12 protein-coding genes are annotated in these 16,056 nt (G+C 42.1%); 7 read left to right on the top strand and 5 right to left on the bottom strand.

Annotation, left to right across the window (positions count from 1 at the left end; translation table 11 throughout):
* The first annotated feature begins 116 nt into the window (after positions 1 to 116).
* From DBZ36_RS11995 to DBZ36_RS11970, 6 genes are all read left to right on the top strand, one after another.
* Positions 117 to 1,178: a carbohydrate ABC transporter permease gene (locus tag DBZ36_RS11995; protein ID WP_199711851.1), complete on the top strand. Its 1,062-nt coding sequence runs from the start codon at positions 117 to 119 to the stop codon at positions 1,176 to 1,178.
* Positions 1,179 to 2,081 (top strand): carbohydrate ABC transporter permease, encoded by a 903-nt coding sequence (locus tag DBZ36_RS11990; protein ID WP_120355188.1) that lies wholly within the window; start codon positions 1,179 to 1,181, stop codon positions 2,079 to 2,081.
* 65 nt (positions 2,082 to 2,146) lie between these two features.
* Positions 2,147 to 3,604, top strand: a complete 1,458-nt coding sequence (locus tag DBZ36_RS11985) for a glycoside hydrolase family 32 protein (RefSeq protein WP_120355187.1) — start codon at positions 2,147 to 2,149, stop codon at positions 3,602 to 3,604.
* On the top strand, positions 3,604 to 4,689 hold the full coding sequence (locus tag DBZ36_RS11980; protein WP_120355186.1) for an ABC transporter ATP-binding protein: 1,086 nt from the start codon (positions 3,604 to 3,606) through the stop codon (positions 4,687 to 4,689). Before DBZ36_RS11985 ends, DBZ36_RS11980 begins: the two co-directional genes overlap by 1 nt.
* An 83-nt stretch (positions 4,690 to 4,772) precedes the next feature.
* A complete protein-coding gene (locus DBZ36_RS11975) occupies positions 4,773 to 5,762 on the top strand; it encodes a LacI family DNA-binding transcriptional regulator (protein WP_120355185.1) in 990 nt (329 codons plus the stop codon).
* Positions 5,763 to 5,905: 143 nt separating this feature from the next.
* Positions 5,906 to 7,849 (top strand): alpha-amylase family protein, encoded by a 1,944-nt coding sequence (locus tag DBZ36_RS11970; protein WP_120355184.1) that lies wholly within the window; start codon positions 5,906 to 5,908, stop codon positions 7,847 to 7,849.
* A 61-nt stretch (positions 7,850 to 7,910) separates the two neighbouring features.
* On the opposite strand, the gene DBZ36_RS11965 is transcribed toward DBZ36_RS11970, so the two are convergent.
* From DBZ36_RS11965 to DBZ36_RS11955, 3 genes are all read right to left on the bottom strand, one after another.
* Positions 7,911 to 8,618, bottom strand: coding sequence for a carbohydrate ABC transporter permease (locus DBZ36_RS11965; RefSeq protein ID WP_199711850.1), 708 nt, complete (start codon positions 8,616 to 8,618; stop codon positions 7,911 to 7,913).
* Between the two features lie 119 nt (positions 8,619 to 8,737).
* Complete coding sequence (locus DBZ36_RS11960; protein ID WP_199711849.1) at positions 8,738 to 9,607, bottom strand: carbohydrate ABC transporter permease; 870 nt, start codon at positions 9,605 to 9,607, stop codon at positions 8,738 to 8,740.
* A 312-nt stretch (positions 9,608 to 9,919) separates the two neighbouring features.
* The gene (locus tag DBZ36_RS11955; protein ID WP_120355182.1) at positions 9,920 to 12,283 is read right to left on the bottom strand and encodes a glycoside hydrolase family 2 protein; all 2,364 of its coding nucleotides are present in this window, start codon (positions 12,281 to 12,283) and stop codon (positions 9,920 to 9,922) included.
* 275 nt (positions 12,284 to 12,558) lie between these two features.
* Between DBZ36_RS11955 and DBZ36_RS11950 the strand changes: the two genes are divergently transcribed.
* Complete coding sequence (locus DBZ36_RS11950) at positions 12,559 to 13,329, top strand: IclR family transcriptional regulator (protein ID WP_120355181.1); 771 nt, start codon at positions 12,559 to 12,561, stop codon at positions 13,327 to 13,329.
* A 33-nt stretch (positions 13,330 to 13,362) separates the two neighbouring features.
* Here DBZ36_RS11950 and DBZ36_RS11945 read toward each other — a convergent pair whose 3' ends face one another.
* Positions 13,363 to 14,436, bottom strand: a complete 1,074-nt coding sequence (locus DBZ36_RS11945; RefSeq protein WP_120355180.1) for a glycoside hydrolase family protein — start codon at positions 14,434 to 14,436, stop codon at positions 13,363 to 13,365.
* Positions 14,437 to 14,511: 75 nt separating this feature from the next.
* Complete coding sequence (locus DBZ36_RS11940) at positions 14,512 to 15,759, bottom strand: ABC transporter substrate-binding protein (RefSeq protein ID WP_120355179.1); 1,248 nt, start codon at positions 15,757 to 15,759, stop codon at positions 14,512 to 14,514.
* Positions 15,760 to 16,056 lie beyond the last annotated feature (297 nt).

Genomic DNA, 16,056 nt, shown 5'->3' with positions numbered 1-16,056 from the left:
GGTGAGGCCTATATTCTTAATTTATGGTGACACTAATGAATAAAACTGTGACATCGTTGAAGGTGCCCAATCCTAAATCAACGGCATCAAATTCAACTCCAGCGAAGATAAGAAAAATGAATATTAGTACAAAGTATGGCATTGGGATGGGATCGCCCGCGTTTATAGGACTTGGCTTGTTTCTGCTGATCCCTTTTATAATGGCGATCTTTATGTCTTTTACCAATTCTCGCTTGCTGTCACCTAATGCCACCGAATTTGTCGGTATAGACAATTATGCACAACTATTATCGGTGAACTACATAGTACTTAATGCTGAGCGCAACGATGAAGGCCTTATCAAACTGGATAAAGATGGTGACATTAAATATCCGAGAGTACGCCGTCATTTAAAGAGTAATTACCCTGAATTAAGGTCTTACTACGAGTTAACATCGTTCTCATGGGGCGAAAATGACAAGGTTGTAATTCTAGCTAGAGATCCCATTTTTTGGAAATCCCTCTACAACACCATCGCTTTTGCATTGATGGTCATTCCCTTGCAATGCGGTTTAGCGCTTGGCCTAGCTTTACTGATTAATCGCAAACTGAAAGGCACCAATTTCTTCAGAACGCTATATTTTGCCCCCGTAGTCACTTCTATGGTCGTGGTCGCAATCGTATGGACTTTCTTGTACCACAAAGATTTTGGATTGATTAATCAATACATCAACACGCTCACGTTTGGCTTGGTAGACAATATTAATTGGCTGGGGGATGAACGGTGGTCAATGAAAGCGATTGTAATTATGTCGGCATGGCAAGGCGCTGGTGTACAGATGTTAATTTTCCTAGCTGGGCTGCAAGGGATCCCGGTTGACCGTTATGAAGCAGCATCAATTGATGGTGCAAACGAGTGGCAAAAGTTCCGATATATCACCCTACCCGGTCTTAAACACACCATTACTTTTGTCATGATTTCGACGACGATTGCAGCATTTGGGTTATTCGTTCAGGTCGATGTAATGACCGGTGGTGGCCCTCTTGATTCAACGTCGACAGTCATGCTGCACGCGATAAACAAAGGATTTAATGAACAAGACACCGCCTACGGTTCAACAATTACCGTGATGTATTTCATTATCATTCTAAGCATTGCACTGCTTCAGAAAATGTACTTTTCCAAGAAGGAGGCTTAAATGAGCTCTGCAATTGTATTAAACACGGTTGATCCATATGCGACACCGAAAAAGGTACTAACGTATGCCGTGATGTTGATTCTGGCCTACATCTTTATCTTTCCACTTTTGTTCATGTTTTCTAGCGCTCTTAAGCCCCAGGCGCAGATTTTTGAAGATTTATACAGCATAGCTGCGGTACTTCCTACCGGTGATATTTCATTGGACAACTATGTTAGCGTGTTCGAATCAAGTCGCATTGGCTTGTATTTTTTCAACTCGTTTTTTATCACAACTACGACTGTAGTTTTAAGTTTGCTAGTTAACTCTATGCTTGCTTATTCCTTAGTAAGGTTGGAGTGGAAAGGTCGCGGCTTCATCCTAACCTTTATCATTGCTCTAATGATTATCCCACTTGATGGGATCGCGATACCCCTCCTTATGTTGGTTTCACATCTGCCTTGGATTGGTTGGGATTCTGGCTTGGTATTAGAAACAACTTGGCTAAACACCTATCACGTACAAATTTTGCCATTGATTGCCAATCCATTTTTTATCTTTCTGTTCGTATCCTTTTTTAAGGATATTCCAAAAGAATTTGACGAGGCAGCAGCAATTGATGGCGCGACTCCGTTTCAAATCTACTGGCGCATCATTTTACCAATGTCCAAGCCAGTAATAGCAACGGTGGCAATTTTGCAGTTTCTTGGAGGTTGGAACCAATACTTATTTCCGGTTTTATTTACCCAGTCAGAAGGCGTTCGACCAGTCATGCTAGGTATTCAACAATTTTTCGGAAATAACACTGAGTGGGGAGAAGTCATGGCATATGCGTCTTTAATTACCCTACCGGTATTACTCGTATTTCTTATATTCCAGCGTCAGTTTGTCCAGTCAATGGCCGGCGCAGGCATCAAAGGTTAATCAATATTACAACTGAGCAAAACGCTTTGAGCTTGCTTTGCTCAGTAAAAATATAGGTATTATAAATGTTACTTTCTAAAGACCCGTATCGCCCTGAGTTACACTTCACAGCTCCGTTCGGATGGCTAAACGACCCCAATGGATTAGTTTATGTAAATGGAGAATGGCACCTCTTCTACCAATACTACCCTCACTCAAACCAATGGGGAGATATGCATTGGGGACATGCCGTTAGTCATAATTTTCTGGAATGGAAACACTTACCCATTGCATTAAAGCCCAACGAACTAGGCGTATGTTTTTCAGGCTCAGCCGTGATAGACAAAAACAATGTGACAGGATTCTTTGATGAAGGCGATCTTAATTTGGTCGCTTTTTATACCAATACAATTGGCTTATCGAGCAATCAGCCTGATGGCTTACAAATGAGCTCAATTGCATCTAGTAAAGATGGTATTAGTTTTGACCAGCATCTTGCGATCAATCCAATAATTCCTAATTCTGGAAGTAAGCACTTTCGAGACCCTAAGGTTGTATGGCACGAAGAAGCCCAACATTGGAACATGGTGGTAACCGAGGGCGAAGAAATTGGGATTTACTCTTCAATCAACCTCAAACAGTGGAAGAAAGAATCCAATTGGGGTCGCCACGAGTCCTTCCACAACAATAGCCCTTGGGAATGCCCAGACTTATTTCCAATGATTGACGATCAAGGCGTAAAACGCTGGGTTCTTGTGATCGGTATCATAGAGCGCAATGTTTATACTCCAGGTTCCGGTACACACTATGTAATAGGTGATTTTGACGGGAAAACATTTTCCAACATCAATCCTGCAGACACCGTGTTGTGGATGGATTACGGCCGCGATTTCTATGCGACTCAAAGTTGGTCAAATACACCGGATAACCGCTGCGTAGCAATCGCTTGGATGAGTAATTGGATGTATGCCAATGAAGTCCCCGCAACTTCGCACCGCAGTGCGATGAGTTTTCCTCGCGAGCTATCCTTAGTAACGACAGCCCAAGGTTTGCGGATTGCGCAAGCGTTTCCATGTGAAGGTTTGGTTCAAAATAAAAACTATATCAATGAAACCAAGCTGCAACTAAATCAGAGTGTTGAGCTCAGTCCAAGCAATCAAGCTAGTGTCATGCATATGACCTTAAATATGTCCGAGGGTAGCGCATTCACGCTTGCACCATTTACACATAACAATCTGGTCTATCACTTTAAACGTCAATCTGACGACATCGTTATCAGCAGTGTACGTAAAACAGATGTCGCTGGTTCTAGTCGTTTCAATCAAGATTTTCCGCATGAAAACTGCTTTGTGGTTCGAGCAAGTGACCAGCTGACACTGTCAATTGTTCGCGACCGAACAAGCTTCGAACTGCTGGTATCTGATGGCTTGTATAGCTCTACCGAGAGCATGTTCAATCAAGACTTCGGTCCGTTTAACATCACCGCTACCGAAGGTTTCATCAACATTATTTCATTTAACGAATTAGTCAAAGAGGTGCTCTAATGGGCAGTGTAAAGTTAGGAAATGTCGTCAAACGTTTTGGGGATACTCAGACCATCCATGGGGTTGACATCGAGATAAAAAATGGCGAATTCGTAGTATTTGTAGGACCATCAGGTTGCGGTAAATCGACCCTATTACGAATGATCGCAGGTCTTGAAAGCATTACTGAGGGAAGTATTGAAATTAATGACCAAGTTGTAAATCACCTCCAGCCTTCTCAACGCGGAATCGCAATGGTATTTCAATCCTATGCCTTGTACCCACATATGACCGTTCGCGAAAACATCGGATTCAGCATGAAACTCGCTGGTACCAACAAAGAGGAGATGAATAACAAGATAGAACTGGCAGCCAAGTCCCTAAAACTCGAACCATTATTGGACCGAAAACCTGCCAATATGTCTGGTGGACAACGCCAACGAGTGGCTATCGGACGGGCTATTGTTCGCAATCCAGAAGTTTTTTTATTTGATGAGCCGCTTTCTAATTTAGATGCTGAATTACGAGTGCAAATGCGTATGGAAATAGCGCGTTTACACAAAGAACTCGACTCAACAATGGTCTATGTGACACACGATCAAGTTGAAGCAATGACATTGGCTGACAAAATAGTGGTCTTAAATGAAGGACGGGTGGAACAAATTGGCAGCCCTCTTGAGCTTTATCAGTATCCTATGAACTTGTTTGTGGCCGGATTCATTGGTTCTCCTAAGATGAACTTTCTACAAGCTGAAGTAATAGCCAGCGATGATGATGGGGTGGCCGTTAAACTTGGTGATGGCAGTTCAGTTACTCTACCGAACCGTACAAGAACACTGAAAGCGGGCGTACGAGTCACTATCGGAGTTCGACCAGAGCACTTAAACGCAGTCAGCGACGCGTGTAAAACATTTCGAATTACAGTCGAACCGAACCTTGTAGAAAATCTTGGTGGACACAGTTTTCTATATACACAATTTGCAAATGATCCTGTTTCAGTTGAGATGGAAGGGATTTACATCCATGATGACAACAGCGATATTTTGCTTGAGGCTGATATCGAAAATGTACATCTATTTGATGAAAGTGGCTTTGCGGTTCGTTAGTTTATTGATGGTCTGTCAGACAGCTTTGGCAGCCCAATTCTCCGCAAAAATAATCAACTAATCTTATATAAGTTAAAGACGACATGAGTAATATAAAAGATGTTGCTGCTCACGCAGGTGTTTCGTTTAAAACCGTAGCTAGGGTTATCAACAATGAGCCACTCGTGCGTGATAGAACTCGAGAGAAAGTCTTACGCTCAATAGATGTACTGAAGTATCGACCAAACACCTCAGCAAAAATGATGCGGAATCAAAAATCAGGCGTTTATGGGGTGCTTATGGAAACGAATCATTCTATGGCACCTGCGGTTAGCATAATTCAAGAAGCGCAACGCTATGCAAGAACCAATAACAAATTAGTCATTACTGCCAACGTTAACAAGAATGACCGTGCACTAGCGATTGAACAAATGCTGAATCTACGGGTCGACGGTATTATTTACGCAACCATGTACCACCAACAAGTTGAGCTTCCTTCTGAACTTGAAGGAACGCCAGTTGTACTAGCAAACTGCTTTAGTGCTGACAAAGCGATTCCCGCTATCGTACCTAACGAACATCAAGCTGCCTTTGAGCTAAGCCAACGCCTACTAAATAAAGGTTATCAGAGAATTGCGTTCTTAAATATTCATCAAGATGTTATTGCATCTTCGGGGCGTTTAAGCGGTTATCAGGATGCCCTTGCTAAACACAATATTGCATTTGATCACGCCTTGCTTCACTACGCAGAAGTTGAAAGTTCGAAAGGAGTCATACAAATTACGGATCAAATTTTAGATACCCTATTTAATGCAAGCGATCCCCCTGATGCTATCATTTGTGGTAAAGATGAAATTGCACTTGATGCTTATCTCTATTTTGCCAAGAAAGGGATTGAGGTTGGCAAGGATATTGGCATTGGTTCCTTTGACAATATGGAAATAATCACCAAAAACATGAAGCCAAAGCTATCGACCATGGAGCTTCCACACGACAAGATGGGTCGCCTTGCAATGAAATATCTACTTGGAAGTACTTTGGAAAACAATCTCCATCAGGTTGATTGGGATTTTGTTGAAGGACATTCCTTTTGAAAGTTTTTAAAATACGACAGCGTTTTTCGCTTCGATCTTAGACGCTGCCTGCTAAATCGTTTTAGAACACGGATCACGGTATTTATCTTGAACTCAAGTGATAATCGCCGCACTAAACTACACAGTTTTATTCAGGAACGCCCATGCTGACATTCGCACAAGGCCATAAAGCTCTACATCAAGTGCTCAACACGATAGAGCTACCCAAACTAAGTAAAAAAGACGAAGCCATATTCTTAAAACGTCTTGAACAGCATTTTCCCAAACTCGCTCAGAATCTATATGAGCTCTACGGTGATCACTACGACTTCTTTTTGCATCTGCAACAGTTGGTATTCACCTTAGCCAGCAATTTTTCAAACCGTAAACTTGCATTGAAGAAGCGCGATAATGAGCGTCTAGCCGACCCGACCTGGTATCGCAGTGAGCAAATGCTGGGCATGGCTGTATATGTAGATCTCTTTGCAGGTGACCTCAAAAAACTAAAAACTAAAATTCCTTATCTGCAGCAATTAGGTGTCAATTACTTACACCTTATGCCTTTATATCTATGTCCTGAGGGCGATAGTGATGGTGGTTACGCCGTTTCTGATTATCGAAAAGTCGACCCACGACTCGGCAATGAAAAAGATCTTATAGCTTTAGCTAATGCGCTGCGCGAGGCTGGCATTAGCTTGGTGCTTGATTTCGTCTTTAATCACACCTCAAATGAACACCAATGGGCAACAGCAGCCATTGCTGGCGATCCACAAATGCAGGACTTTTACTATTTCTTTGAAAACCAGCACGAAGTCGAAGAATACAATCAAACCTGCCGTGAGATTTTTCCAAGCGTACGCCGCGGTAGCTTTACCTACATACCCAAAGTCAAAAAATGGGTTTGGACTACCTTTAACAACTTTCAGTGGGACTTAAACTATTCAAACCCTGCAGTGTTTACTGCCATTACCGACGAAATGCTGTTTTTGGCCAACATTGGTTGTGAAGGCCTTCGATTAGATGCCTTAGCCTTTGTCTGGAAAGAAAAATGGACTAGCTGCGAAAACCTCCCCAAAGCACATACGCTCATTGAATGCTTTAGCACCTGCTTAAAAATTGTGGCACCAAGTGTTGTGTTTAAATCTGAAGCCATTGTCCACCCCGATGAAGTTGCTAAATATATTGGAAAAGAACAGTGCCAATTGTCATATAACCCATTGCAAATGGCATTACTTTGGGAAAGTCTAGCGACCCGAGAGACCAAGCTTCTCAGCGCAAGCTTGAAAAAGAGTTTTGAGATTTCCCAAGACTGTACTTGGGTTAACTACATTCGCTGTCACGACGATATAGGCTGGACCTTTGATGACGACGTTGCACAAAACTTGGGTATTGATGGGCAGGATCACCGCCGTTTTCTCAACCAATTTTATACGGGACGTTTTGAAGGTTCATTTGCGCAAGGGGTTCCATTTCAAGAAAATCCAAGTACCGGTGACTGCCGTGTTTGTGGGTCGCTAGCAGCTTTGAGCGGCTTAGAATCCGCAGTGGAATCAAACAATAAAATTGAGATGGGATTAGCACTCAAACGTATCCGTCTACTCAACAGTATCAACTTGAGCATCGGTGGGATCCCGCTCATATATCAAGGTGACGAACTAGGAATGTTCAACGACCACAGCTATCTGGAAGACCCTTATAAGAAGGACGATTCTCGCTGGGTTAACCGACCGCAAATCACCGACAGTGATATTGCTGAGGCGCAATCAGGTTCGGGCGTACAAGCTCAGGTTTACCAAGACCTCAAACAAATGGTTTCTATACGCCAAGCCAACCCAGTATTTGGACAAGCCCGTACCCAAATATTAGACACCTATCGATCTAACCTATTTGCATACGCGCGCATCGCAAACAATGGTGACAAGCTGCTGGCTATTTGTAACTTTAGCGAACATCAGCGGCGTATTCCGGCATCCATTTGCGATATTTTGGCAGCTGAAAAAGTCGTGGACTTATTGACTGAAAAGCAAATAAACCAATATGGTGATATCGAACTTAAAGGCTACGATGTGTTGTGGTTAAAAACAGAAGAAAACCAACTTAAGGCTTAAATAAAAACGGGCTTCTAAAACAATCATTAGAAGCCCAAACCAATAAATATATCTAAGAAAACTAGCTTTTGACTGCCCCTGCCGACATTCCCGCAACAATCTGTTTTGACAGCAACAAGAAGAATATTAGTAAAGGAGCAGATGCTAACACCGCAGCTGGAAATAGCTGGGTTGGATCAACGTTATATGTTCCTAAAAATCTCAATACAGCAGTCATAATAGTGAATTTACTATCGTCCGTAAGAAATAGCATTGGATTCACAATGTCGTTCCATACGGTTAATGTCACAAACAACGCGAGGGTACCCGTAATAGGTTTGAGCATAGGTAAAATGATATACCAATAGGTTTTTAGGAAACTTGCCCCGTCAAGACGAGCAGCCTCTTCAAGCTCAATAGGAATACTCTTCATAAAGCTGGTATAAAAAAACACGCCTAATGGCAAATTCGCTACGGTATACACGATAATCAAACCCACATGACTATTTAGCAAGCCCAAATCGCGCATAAATAAGTACAGTGGCGTCAAACCAGCGAATGGTGGTATCACTAGTCCCAAGGTGATAAATATGTAGACGAAATTAGAGACCTTGTTGCGAATTCTTGCTAATGGATAAGCGGCTAAAGATGCAATGATCGATACACAAATAATCGTCAACAAGGTAATCATAACCGTGTTAAACATCGATTGTGCGTAGTTCATCCCCTCCATTACCGAACCGTAATTGTCTAAATTGATCGTTTTTGGCAAGCCTAGTGGGTCTAGCATGATCTCTCGTCGTGTTCTCAACGACATAGAAATCATGAAAAAAACAGGCGTTAGCATGACAAAGCCAACAGCTATCATAAGAGTAGAATATACATATTTCTTAGCTTTAACAGTCAACATTAGAGACGGTCCTCACGTGAACGAAGGTAAGAGTTTTGAACCATCGCCACTATTGCAACAGCTAGTATCATCAAGACTGACAGAGCGGCAGCCATGCCAAACTTAAACTCTTGGAATAGCAATAGGAAAATCTTTAGACCCATCGTCATAGTCGCGTTGTCAGGACCACCCAAGGTCATAATATAGGGAAACTCAAACGACTTAAGGGTACCAATTGTCGCTAAGGTAATATTGACTGTAATTGCAGGTGCAAGCAGTGGGATATCTAAATGTAAAAATCGTTTAAACGGAGAAACGCCATCAATCCGGGCAGCATCACGCAGTTCAGTAGAAATCCCCGCATACCCGGCTAAGAAGATAGCGGTGGAATAGCCTACAAACATCCAAACGTGGACACCAGCAACCGAAAATAAGGCTATAGACGAATCTCCCAACCATACACTTTGTAAATTGGATAAACCTATCATCGCCAGTAACTCATTAATCCCTCCACCCATAGGGGCATATAGGTATTGCCAAATGTAGCCTGCAATAACCAAAGACAGCATTGAGGGAACAAGTAGCGCAGTTCTTAGAAAATTTCTTACTCCTGGAAGTTCATTAAGAAAAGCGGCAAACATTAAACCAATGCCGTTTTGGAAAACAACAACTACAAAACCGTAAATGAAGGTATTCGTCAGAACTTTGGTATACTTTGCATCGGCGAAGATAGTTTTATAGTTTTCTAGCCCTACCCAGGTGGCTTCACCAACACCGGAGAAATCGGTTAAAGATAGCGAAACCCCTTTCATTAACGGATATATCGAAAACGTTAAATAGAGTAGAAGTGCCGGCAAGATAAACAGCATCCGGCGGTCAAAGTTTGTCATTTTTAGTTCCCTTATTTACTGAATTCATGCCCTAAAGCACAACTTACAGTACCAATAAACAAATTGATTAACCAATTTCAGGTAAAGATAACATAAACACATACAAGCAAGTGTGAGCCAAATCGTAAAACCCCTAAAATATTGGCTTTCAGAAAGATTTAGCCCCACCAAAAATCATCAACCAATAGTCACAAAATCACAATGGTTAAGAAATTTTCCATAAAAATCGTGTTTTATTTTTCCCAAAAGTCAAACTAGTACTTCTGCACTAGCCTAACTTTCAAGGTCCTAAGAACGAACCGGTTTGGCGTTTTAGTCCAAGTTCCAATGCTCTGGCCAGTAGCGATATACACTTAAGCCATACTTGTCTGCATTTTTCTTACTTAGGGCTAGATGCTCGAGACTACGCTGCTTAGCCAATGATTGATCTCCGATGAGCAACTCATAGCGATTACTTGATAGAACTGAATCACCATCCTTCAATTTCAGTACAACAGTAAAGCTGTCGCTTAAATGCTCAGGAATAAGGCATTCTATTTCTTCAAATAACTTTGAACTGTCTTTGAGCACATCGATATCCAAAATCGTACCCGTTGCCAATTCTTGCTCTGACGCTAAAATCTCCCAAGTCAGTGTCAATCCAGCATAAGAATGGTGAAAGTCATTCACTATCCAGATTTTGGCCACAAAACTACTACCTGGATTCCAACGACGTTTCTCAAACTCTAAACTGGGCAGCAAGGGCTGATATGCCTTATAAACATAATCATAGGAAATTTTCTTTTCACCATAATAATCGACAATTCCCCACTTGATATCCGGCCAATGCGTTATAAAGTGACACAATGACACGCCACTCATTTTAGGCTTACGGCGTCGATAGGTTTCTAAAGCAAACTGCAGTACTGTGCCCTGAGCAATCTGGGTCGCTTCAACAAACTCTTCCAAAGATCCCATTTTAAAATCGTTAAAGACCTCAAAATTCAAGTTCTTGAGAATATCGATATCGGCCCAGTGATAACCCCAAGACAATCCCATAGGCCAGAGTTCATCTTCAGGAATAAATTTAGCTAAACTCTCAACACATGGTGCAGAAGCAGCGGTTAACTCGGGGATTATCGCGCAATCTAAAGATGGGTAGTATTCCTCCATAAACTCGATTCCGCCACCATAATAATGCTCATTTGCATGTATCGATTCTTTGGTTTTGAATCCAAGGTTTACGGCTGAAGCAGAGCTCAATGGTGACGCTAGCCCATAAGGAACATCTGTTAATTCGGCAACGGCGTCGCCTATATCAAGCATTAACTGTTTGTTGCCACTCTCTTCATGAGCACCAGAGAAGAATACTTCTTCACCGCCCATCCAAAAAATGAGAGATGGATGGTTACGTCGCTCTTTTACGGTACTAACGCATTCGTGAATAACGCCACTAACGAAAGATTCGTCACTTGGATAAGCTTGAGTAGCTAAGGTAAAGTTGGTCCAAACCGTGATTCCTAACTCATCACACAAACGGTAGAACTCTGGTGTTTCTGGCGGATGCCAGCCAAATATTCGAAGGTTATTAATATTTGCATCGCGAACAGCTTTAACTCGATCTTGATACTTCTCAAGACTATTACGGCCATAGAAAAATGAAGGTTGTCCACCCCAACACGCAGAGCGCAAGAAGTGACGACGTCCATTGATCATAAAGGTCCACGGATACTCCGCTTCTTCTTGGGTGAAGCCAGGGTTCATCTCCATTGTCACTTCACGCACGCCAACTACGTCTTGTAGTCGATCAATAACAACCGTGTCTTTCTCAAGTGTAATCTCTAACTCATAAAGATTTTGATCTCCCATGTCCCAGGGCCACCAAAGTTTTGCGTCTTCAAGTGTAATACGGCATTGCTGTTCTGATTGTCCGGGCTGTACAGTCACTGGGAAGGAATGTATCACCGGATCCGTATCGCTAAAATTATGTCCTTTGAATACGCACTTGGCTTGATAGCTCTGGGCTATATCGGTCATGTTTTCAGTTTCAAATGACAACACAGCCGCAGCGTCGCTACCCTGAAGTTTAAAGTCCACACGATAATCATTAAGTCTAACGGCCTCTGTTACTTCTATGTGAATCGGCCGCCAAATACCAAAAGGCACTAAGCCAGTAAAATAGTCGCCAGAGAAGTTAACTTTTTTACCGCCACAATTTCGATAGTTCTTTGGTGGCGGATTAAGCTTTATCATTAGAATATTTGAGCCACCACGCCACTGTTCGAGATTGACGTACTCAGATATGTCAAAGTCAAAGCTAGAGAACATTCCCTCATGTTCACCAAGACGGATACCGTTTAGCCAAATCTCGCAACTGTAATCAACACCAGAAAAGACCAAACGAAATTGTTTACCCGACAAGAGCTCATCAACATTGAAACGATGGGTATACCACCACTCATAGTCTCCAACCCACTTAGCCTTATGCATATTGCGTCCGAAGTAAGGGTCTTCGATTTCCCCAGCTTTGTATAAGTCGGTATAGACGTCGCCTGGGATAGAGGCGAAGTTCCAACTAAAGGTTGTACCTTGATATTCAGCTGGCAATAAATGGAACTGCTCTTCGACCCCCTGCCCCGGGCGCATACGCTCCATTTGCCAGTGATTTCCGCTCAAATCTATAATTTTACGAGACATTTGTTATCCTTTATATTTGAATGTATCATTTACATACAAATATACCCTTCATATTGATCCCCTGCAATTTTACTTCTGTGATCATTGACAGTTTTTTGAACATTGATCACTCACTCAAGGGATAAAAATGACTTTTAGGAAGATTTGTAATCTCGGGTGTAAATCTAAGTCTATGTTAGAATTACCAATAACTATGGAACTCACATAGGACAACACATGAACTTAATAGCACTTTAAATTGTAAAAATGATTGGTATTAATCTAGGAAAAAGCCAGTGACAGCCACTACGACTAACAAATACGCCGCCCCAGCTTTAGAAAAAGGCTTAGATATCATTGAGTACCTTTCAAGCGTAACTAGCCCACAGTCACAGGCAGAAATTGCACAAGGCTTAGGTCGTGGACCCAACGAGATTTATCGCATCTTGATAGGACTCGAGACGCGAGGCTATTTACTAAGAGATCAAATTTCTAGTAAATATAAACTTTCTTTAAAATTATATGGTTTAACCCGATCCTTGTCGCCAATTGACCAGTTGCGTCAACAAGCTATGCCTCTAATGGAAGAGCTTGCAGTAGAAATTGGTCAGTCCTGTTATTTAGGGGTTTTATATGAAAGTAAGGTGATGATAATTGTACAAGCACGACCCCAAAGCCCTATCAGTTTATCCATCAATGAAGGTAGTTTGTTGCCAACGTCAGCCACTAGTCCAGGTAAAATTTTATTGGCGCATAGCCGAGACACCGTTCGAGATATGATCCTGGAACGAGATGAAAGATACCTGTCGTTTAGCGCCAGCAAAAAGGCTTTATTTTTAAAAGAACTGCAATCAATCCAAGAGAATGGCCATGTTAGTGGAGAAAGCAGTATTGCGGATGGCGTTATTGATTGTAGTGTTTTGGTAGGTCGCAACCAGGGAGAGATTATAGCTTCACTGACCGTCTCGTCACTCAGCTCTAAACTTAGTAAGCAAACGCAATCAGAGACGATCATTGAGAAACTCAACACGACTTCTAATCAGATTAGGCAGAACCTCGGTCTTTAAGCAAATTGGCTACGCAAGTACCTTAGACCTATATTAGTCGCCGATTTTTAGAATGACAGAGCTTGAGGTATGGTAATGCCCGCCTACGCAACAACAATATAAGTAGGCTGGCTTTTGATCAATCATAAGCACTTGTGGCCGTTCAAGAACCCCCTGCCTGTCAAAGTTGGATTCATAGTCGATATTCCCCATATGCTCGCTGGCTTTTCGAAACGCAATTTTTGGCAAGCCCCAATCTAAACCATCAACGGATTGGAAATGTAGACCGACTTGGTTATCAAAATAACCCATATCTCGGGTAAGCATATGAAAGCGATTACCTAGCATAAATACATAAGCATCTTCACATTGAACGCTTGGTCCCAAATGCGAGAAGTCTATAAGTGGGTTGGAATCAACTTTGATATATGGTCCCTCAATTTTTTGGGCGATCGCTAGTCCATACTGACGGTTACCATTATTAAACTCAGCGCTTTTCTTATTCCAAGCCTTATAGTACAGCCAATGTTCGCCATTTGGATGGTGAAGATAAGCTGGATTAGACGTAACAAAGTCATCCCATTGACCTTGGATTCCAGGCGCTACCAATGCAATCGTTCCAATTTTTTCCCAAGGTCCGTCTAACGATTTAGATACTGCCCCGCCAACAGCTTTTGTCGCAACTAAGGCGTGAAAGTAAGGCCAAAACTTTTCTTTGTCATCAATGCTTAATTGAATTAACTCATTCCTACTAATCCCTAATTCTTTTCCACAACTCCCCATATAAAACATGACGTAGCCGTCGTCAGTTTTGTGAATAGTAGGATTATGTATCGACCAGCCATCCCAACTATCGTCGCCATCAGTCGTCAAAGCCACGTTTACAAATTTAAATGGTCCCTCTGGACTGTTAGACACACTATGGGCAACTTCACAACATAATACCCAGCCATAATGGGATGCACGGTTAGTCCAACGACTATAGAATAAATGTACCTTGCCCTGTTCATCTAGAATAGGTGATGCGCCCCATATATGGTGATCAGGGCTCTCTAGTGCACGCCCTTTAGACTGCAAATTCGAAAACAGGCTTGATTGATTAGATGCTAATAACGATCGCTCTGACATATAAACTCCACAAAAAAACCCTAACATAGTCAGGGCTTAGAAATAGTACCTTATGTTATTGCGGCAAAGATTAGATTATAAGTTATTGTCTCTAATCTCGTCCCAACGCTTAAATATTGTATCTAGGTCTTTATCGGTATCGAGCATATAAGCCACAATGTCATCAGCCATTGCTAGGGTAAGTTCTGAACTCCAAGTTCCTAGAGGAAACGCTACAAAATTCCCGTTAGCACGCGTTTGAGTGTAACCACTTGCTAGTGCTGGTAGTCCATCTGTGCCACCAACCAGCGGAGATACAGCTGTATCTGCCTGCACAAATAGCTTCAAATTTTCATCATGCGACCAGAAATCAATCCATTTTTTAGCAGCATCTACATTTTTTGCAGACTTAGGAATAGACCAACCCGGACCAATATAGTCCATGGTTACCCCTGCATCATTCGCAATGGTAGGGAAAGGTTGAACTTCGTAGTTTTCAGGTAATTCGTCGTTACTAAACGGCGTGATGTTCCACAAACCTTGAGGAAGCATCGCTACCCGACCGCTTTGAAATGTAGATAAACCAACGGACCATGGGTCGGTGCCCGCACTAATTTTAGCATCATAACATTTAGCTTCTTTTAGCTTTTTAAGCGCCAGCATTGCTTGTCTAAAGCCTTCATCTTCGACAAAATTTATTTCGCCACTGTTAAGCTTGTCGATTTTGCTTTGGTCAGGTTTTGCGTCTAAACCTGCTAGAGCCATCGAATCTACCAACATGTGAGGGCTCCAACCACCATTATTCGCCGGCAAAATCATTGGGATCACACCAGCAGCATTAAGCTTTTCACAAGCTGCGATCATGCCATCGATAGATGTCGGATACGCCTCTACGCCGGCTTTGTTGAACAGATCTTTGTTGACGTACATACCCATGCCACTAATTTCAAGCATCATATAGTGAACTTTGCCGTCTATCTCCAACAGTGGTTGCAAATCTTTTTGTATGCGTTGAACAAAGGGTTCAGCACTTAAGTCCATAAGTTGGTCGTCGCGCGACCAAATTGCCATAAAGTCCCGGTCAACCATAACGACATCAGGAGGATCGCCAGCCAATAGACGAGCAGGTATTACTGTTGCAGTGTCATTGCGAGAGACATAGGTCATTTTCAGTTTGATATCTGGGTTTTGTTCTTCAAAACGCTCAATAATCGCAGGGAAATTTACCGTTTCTGCACCATAGCCTTTCCAAGAACTAACTTCTAAAGTCGTGGCGGCTTGCGCGCTAGCCCCAATTAGCATAGCAATTGCTACTGCACTCATTTTTAGCTTATTCGATCTCATTGTCTTTCATCCTTTGTAAGGTCGAGGATTAAAATACTCGTCAATAGCATTGACTAGTTCTGAATTCCAAACCCAAACCTATCTAATCATCATTAGATTCACATTTTTGGTCATTCATTTACGAAGCTATGAACACACCATAAAGTCCAATACTGCAACAGTCGTATACTCAGTAAACTATTCTTACCTATTCTTACTTCGTCACTGTTAATTGTATTCTAAACACAATTGGACAACCAATTAGCGTTATAGATCACAAAAAGGTTAACCTAACCAATTTTTTCGATTGTATTGGGC

This window comes from Alginatibacterium sediminis (genome assembly GCF_003610775.1).
In the GTDB taxonomy this organism is placed as follows: Bacteria; Pseudomonadota; Gammaproteobacteria; order Enterobacterales; family Celerinatantimonadaceae; genus Alginatibacterium; species Alginatibacterium sediminis.
Note: the sequence above shows the minus strand (reverse complement) of the source record. Positions and strands in the feature narration are given on the sequence as shown.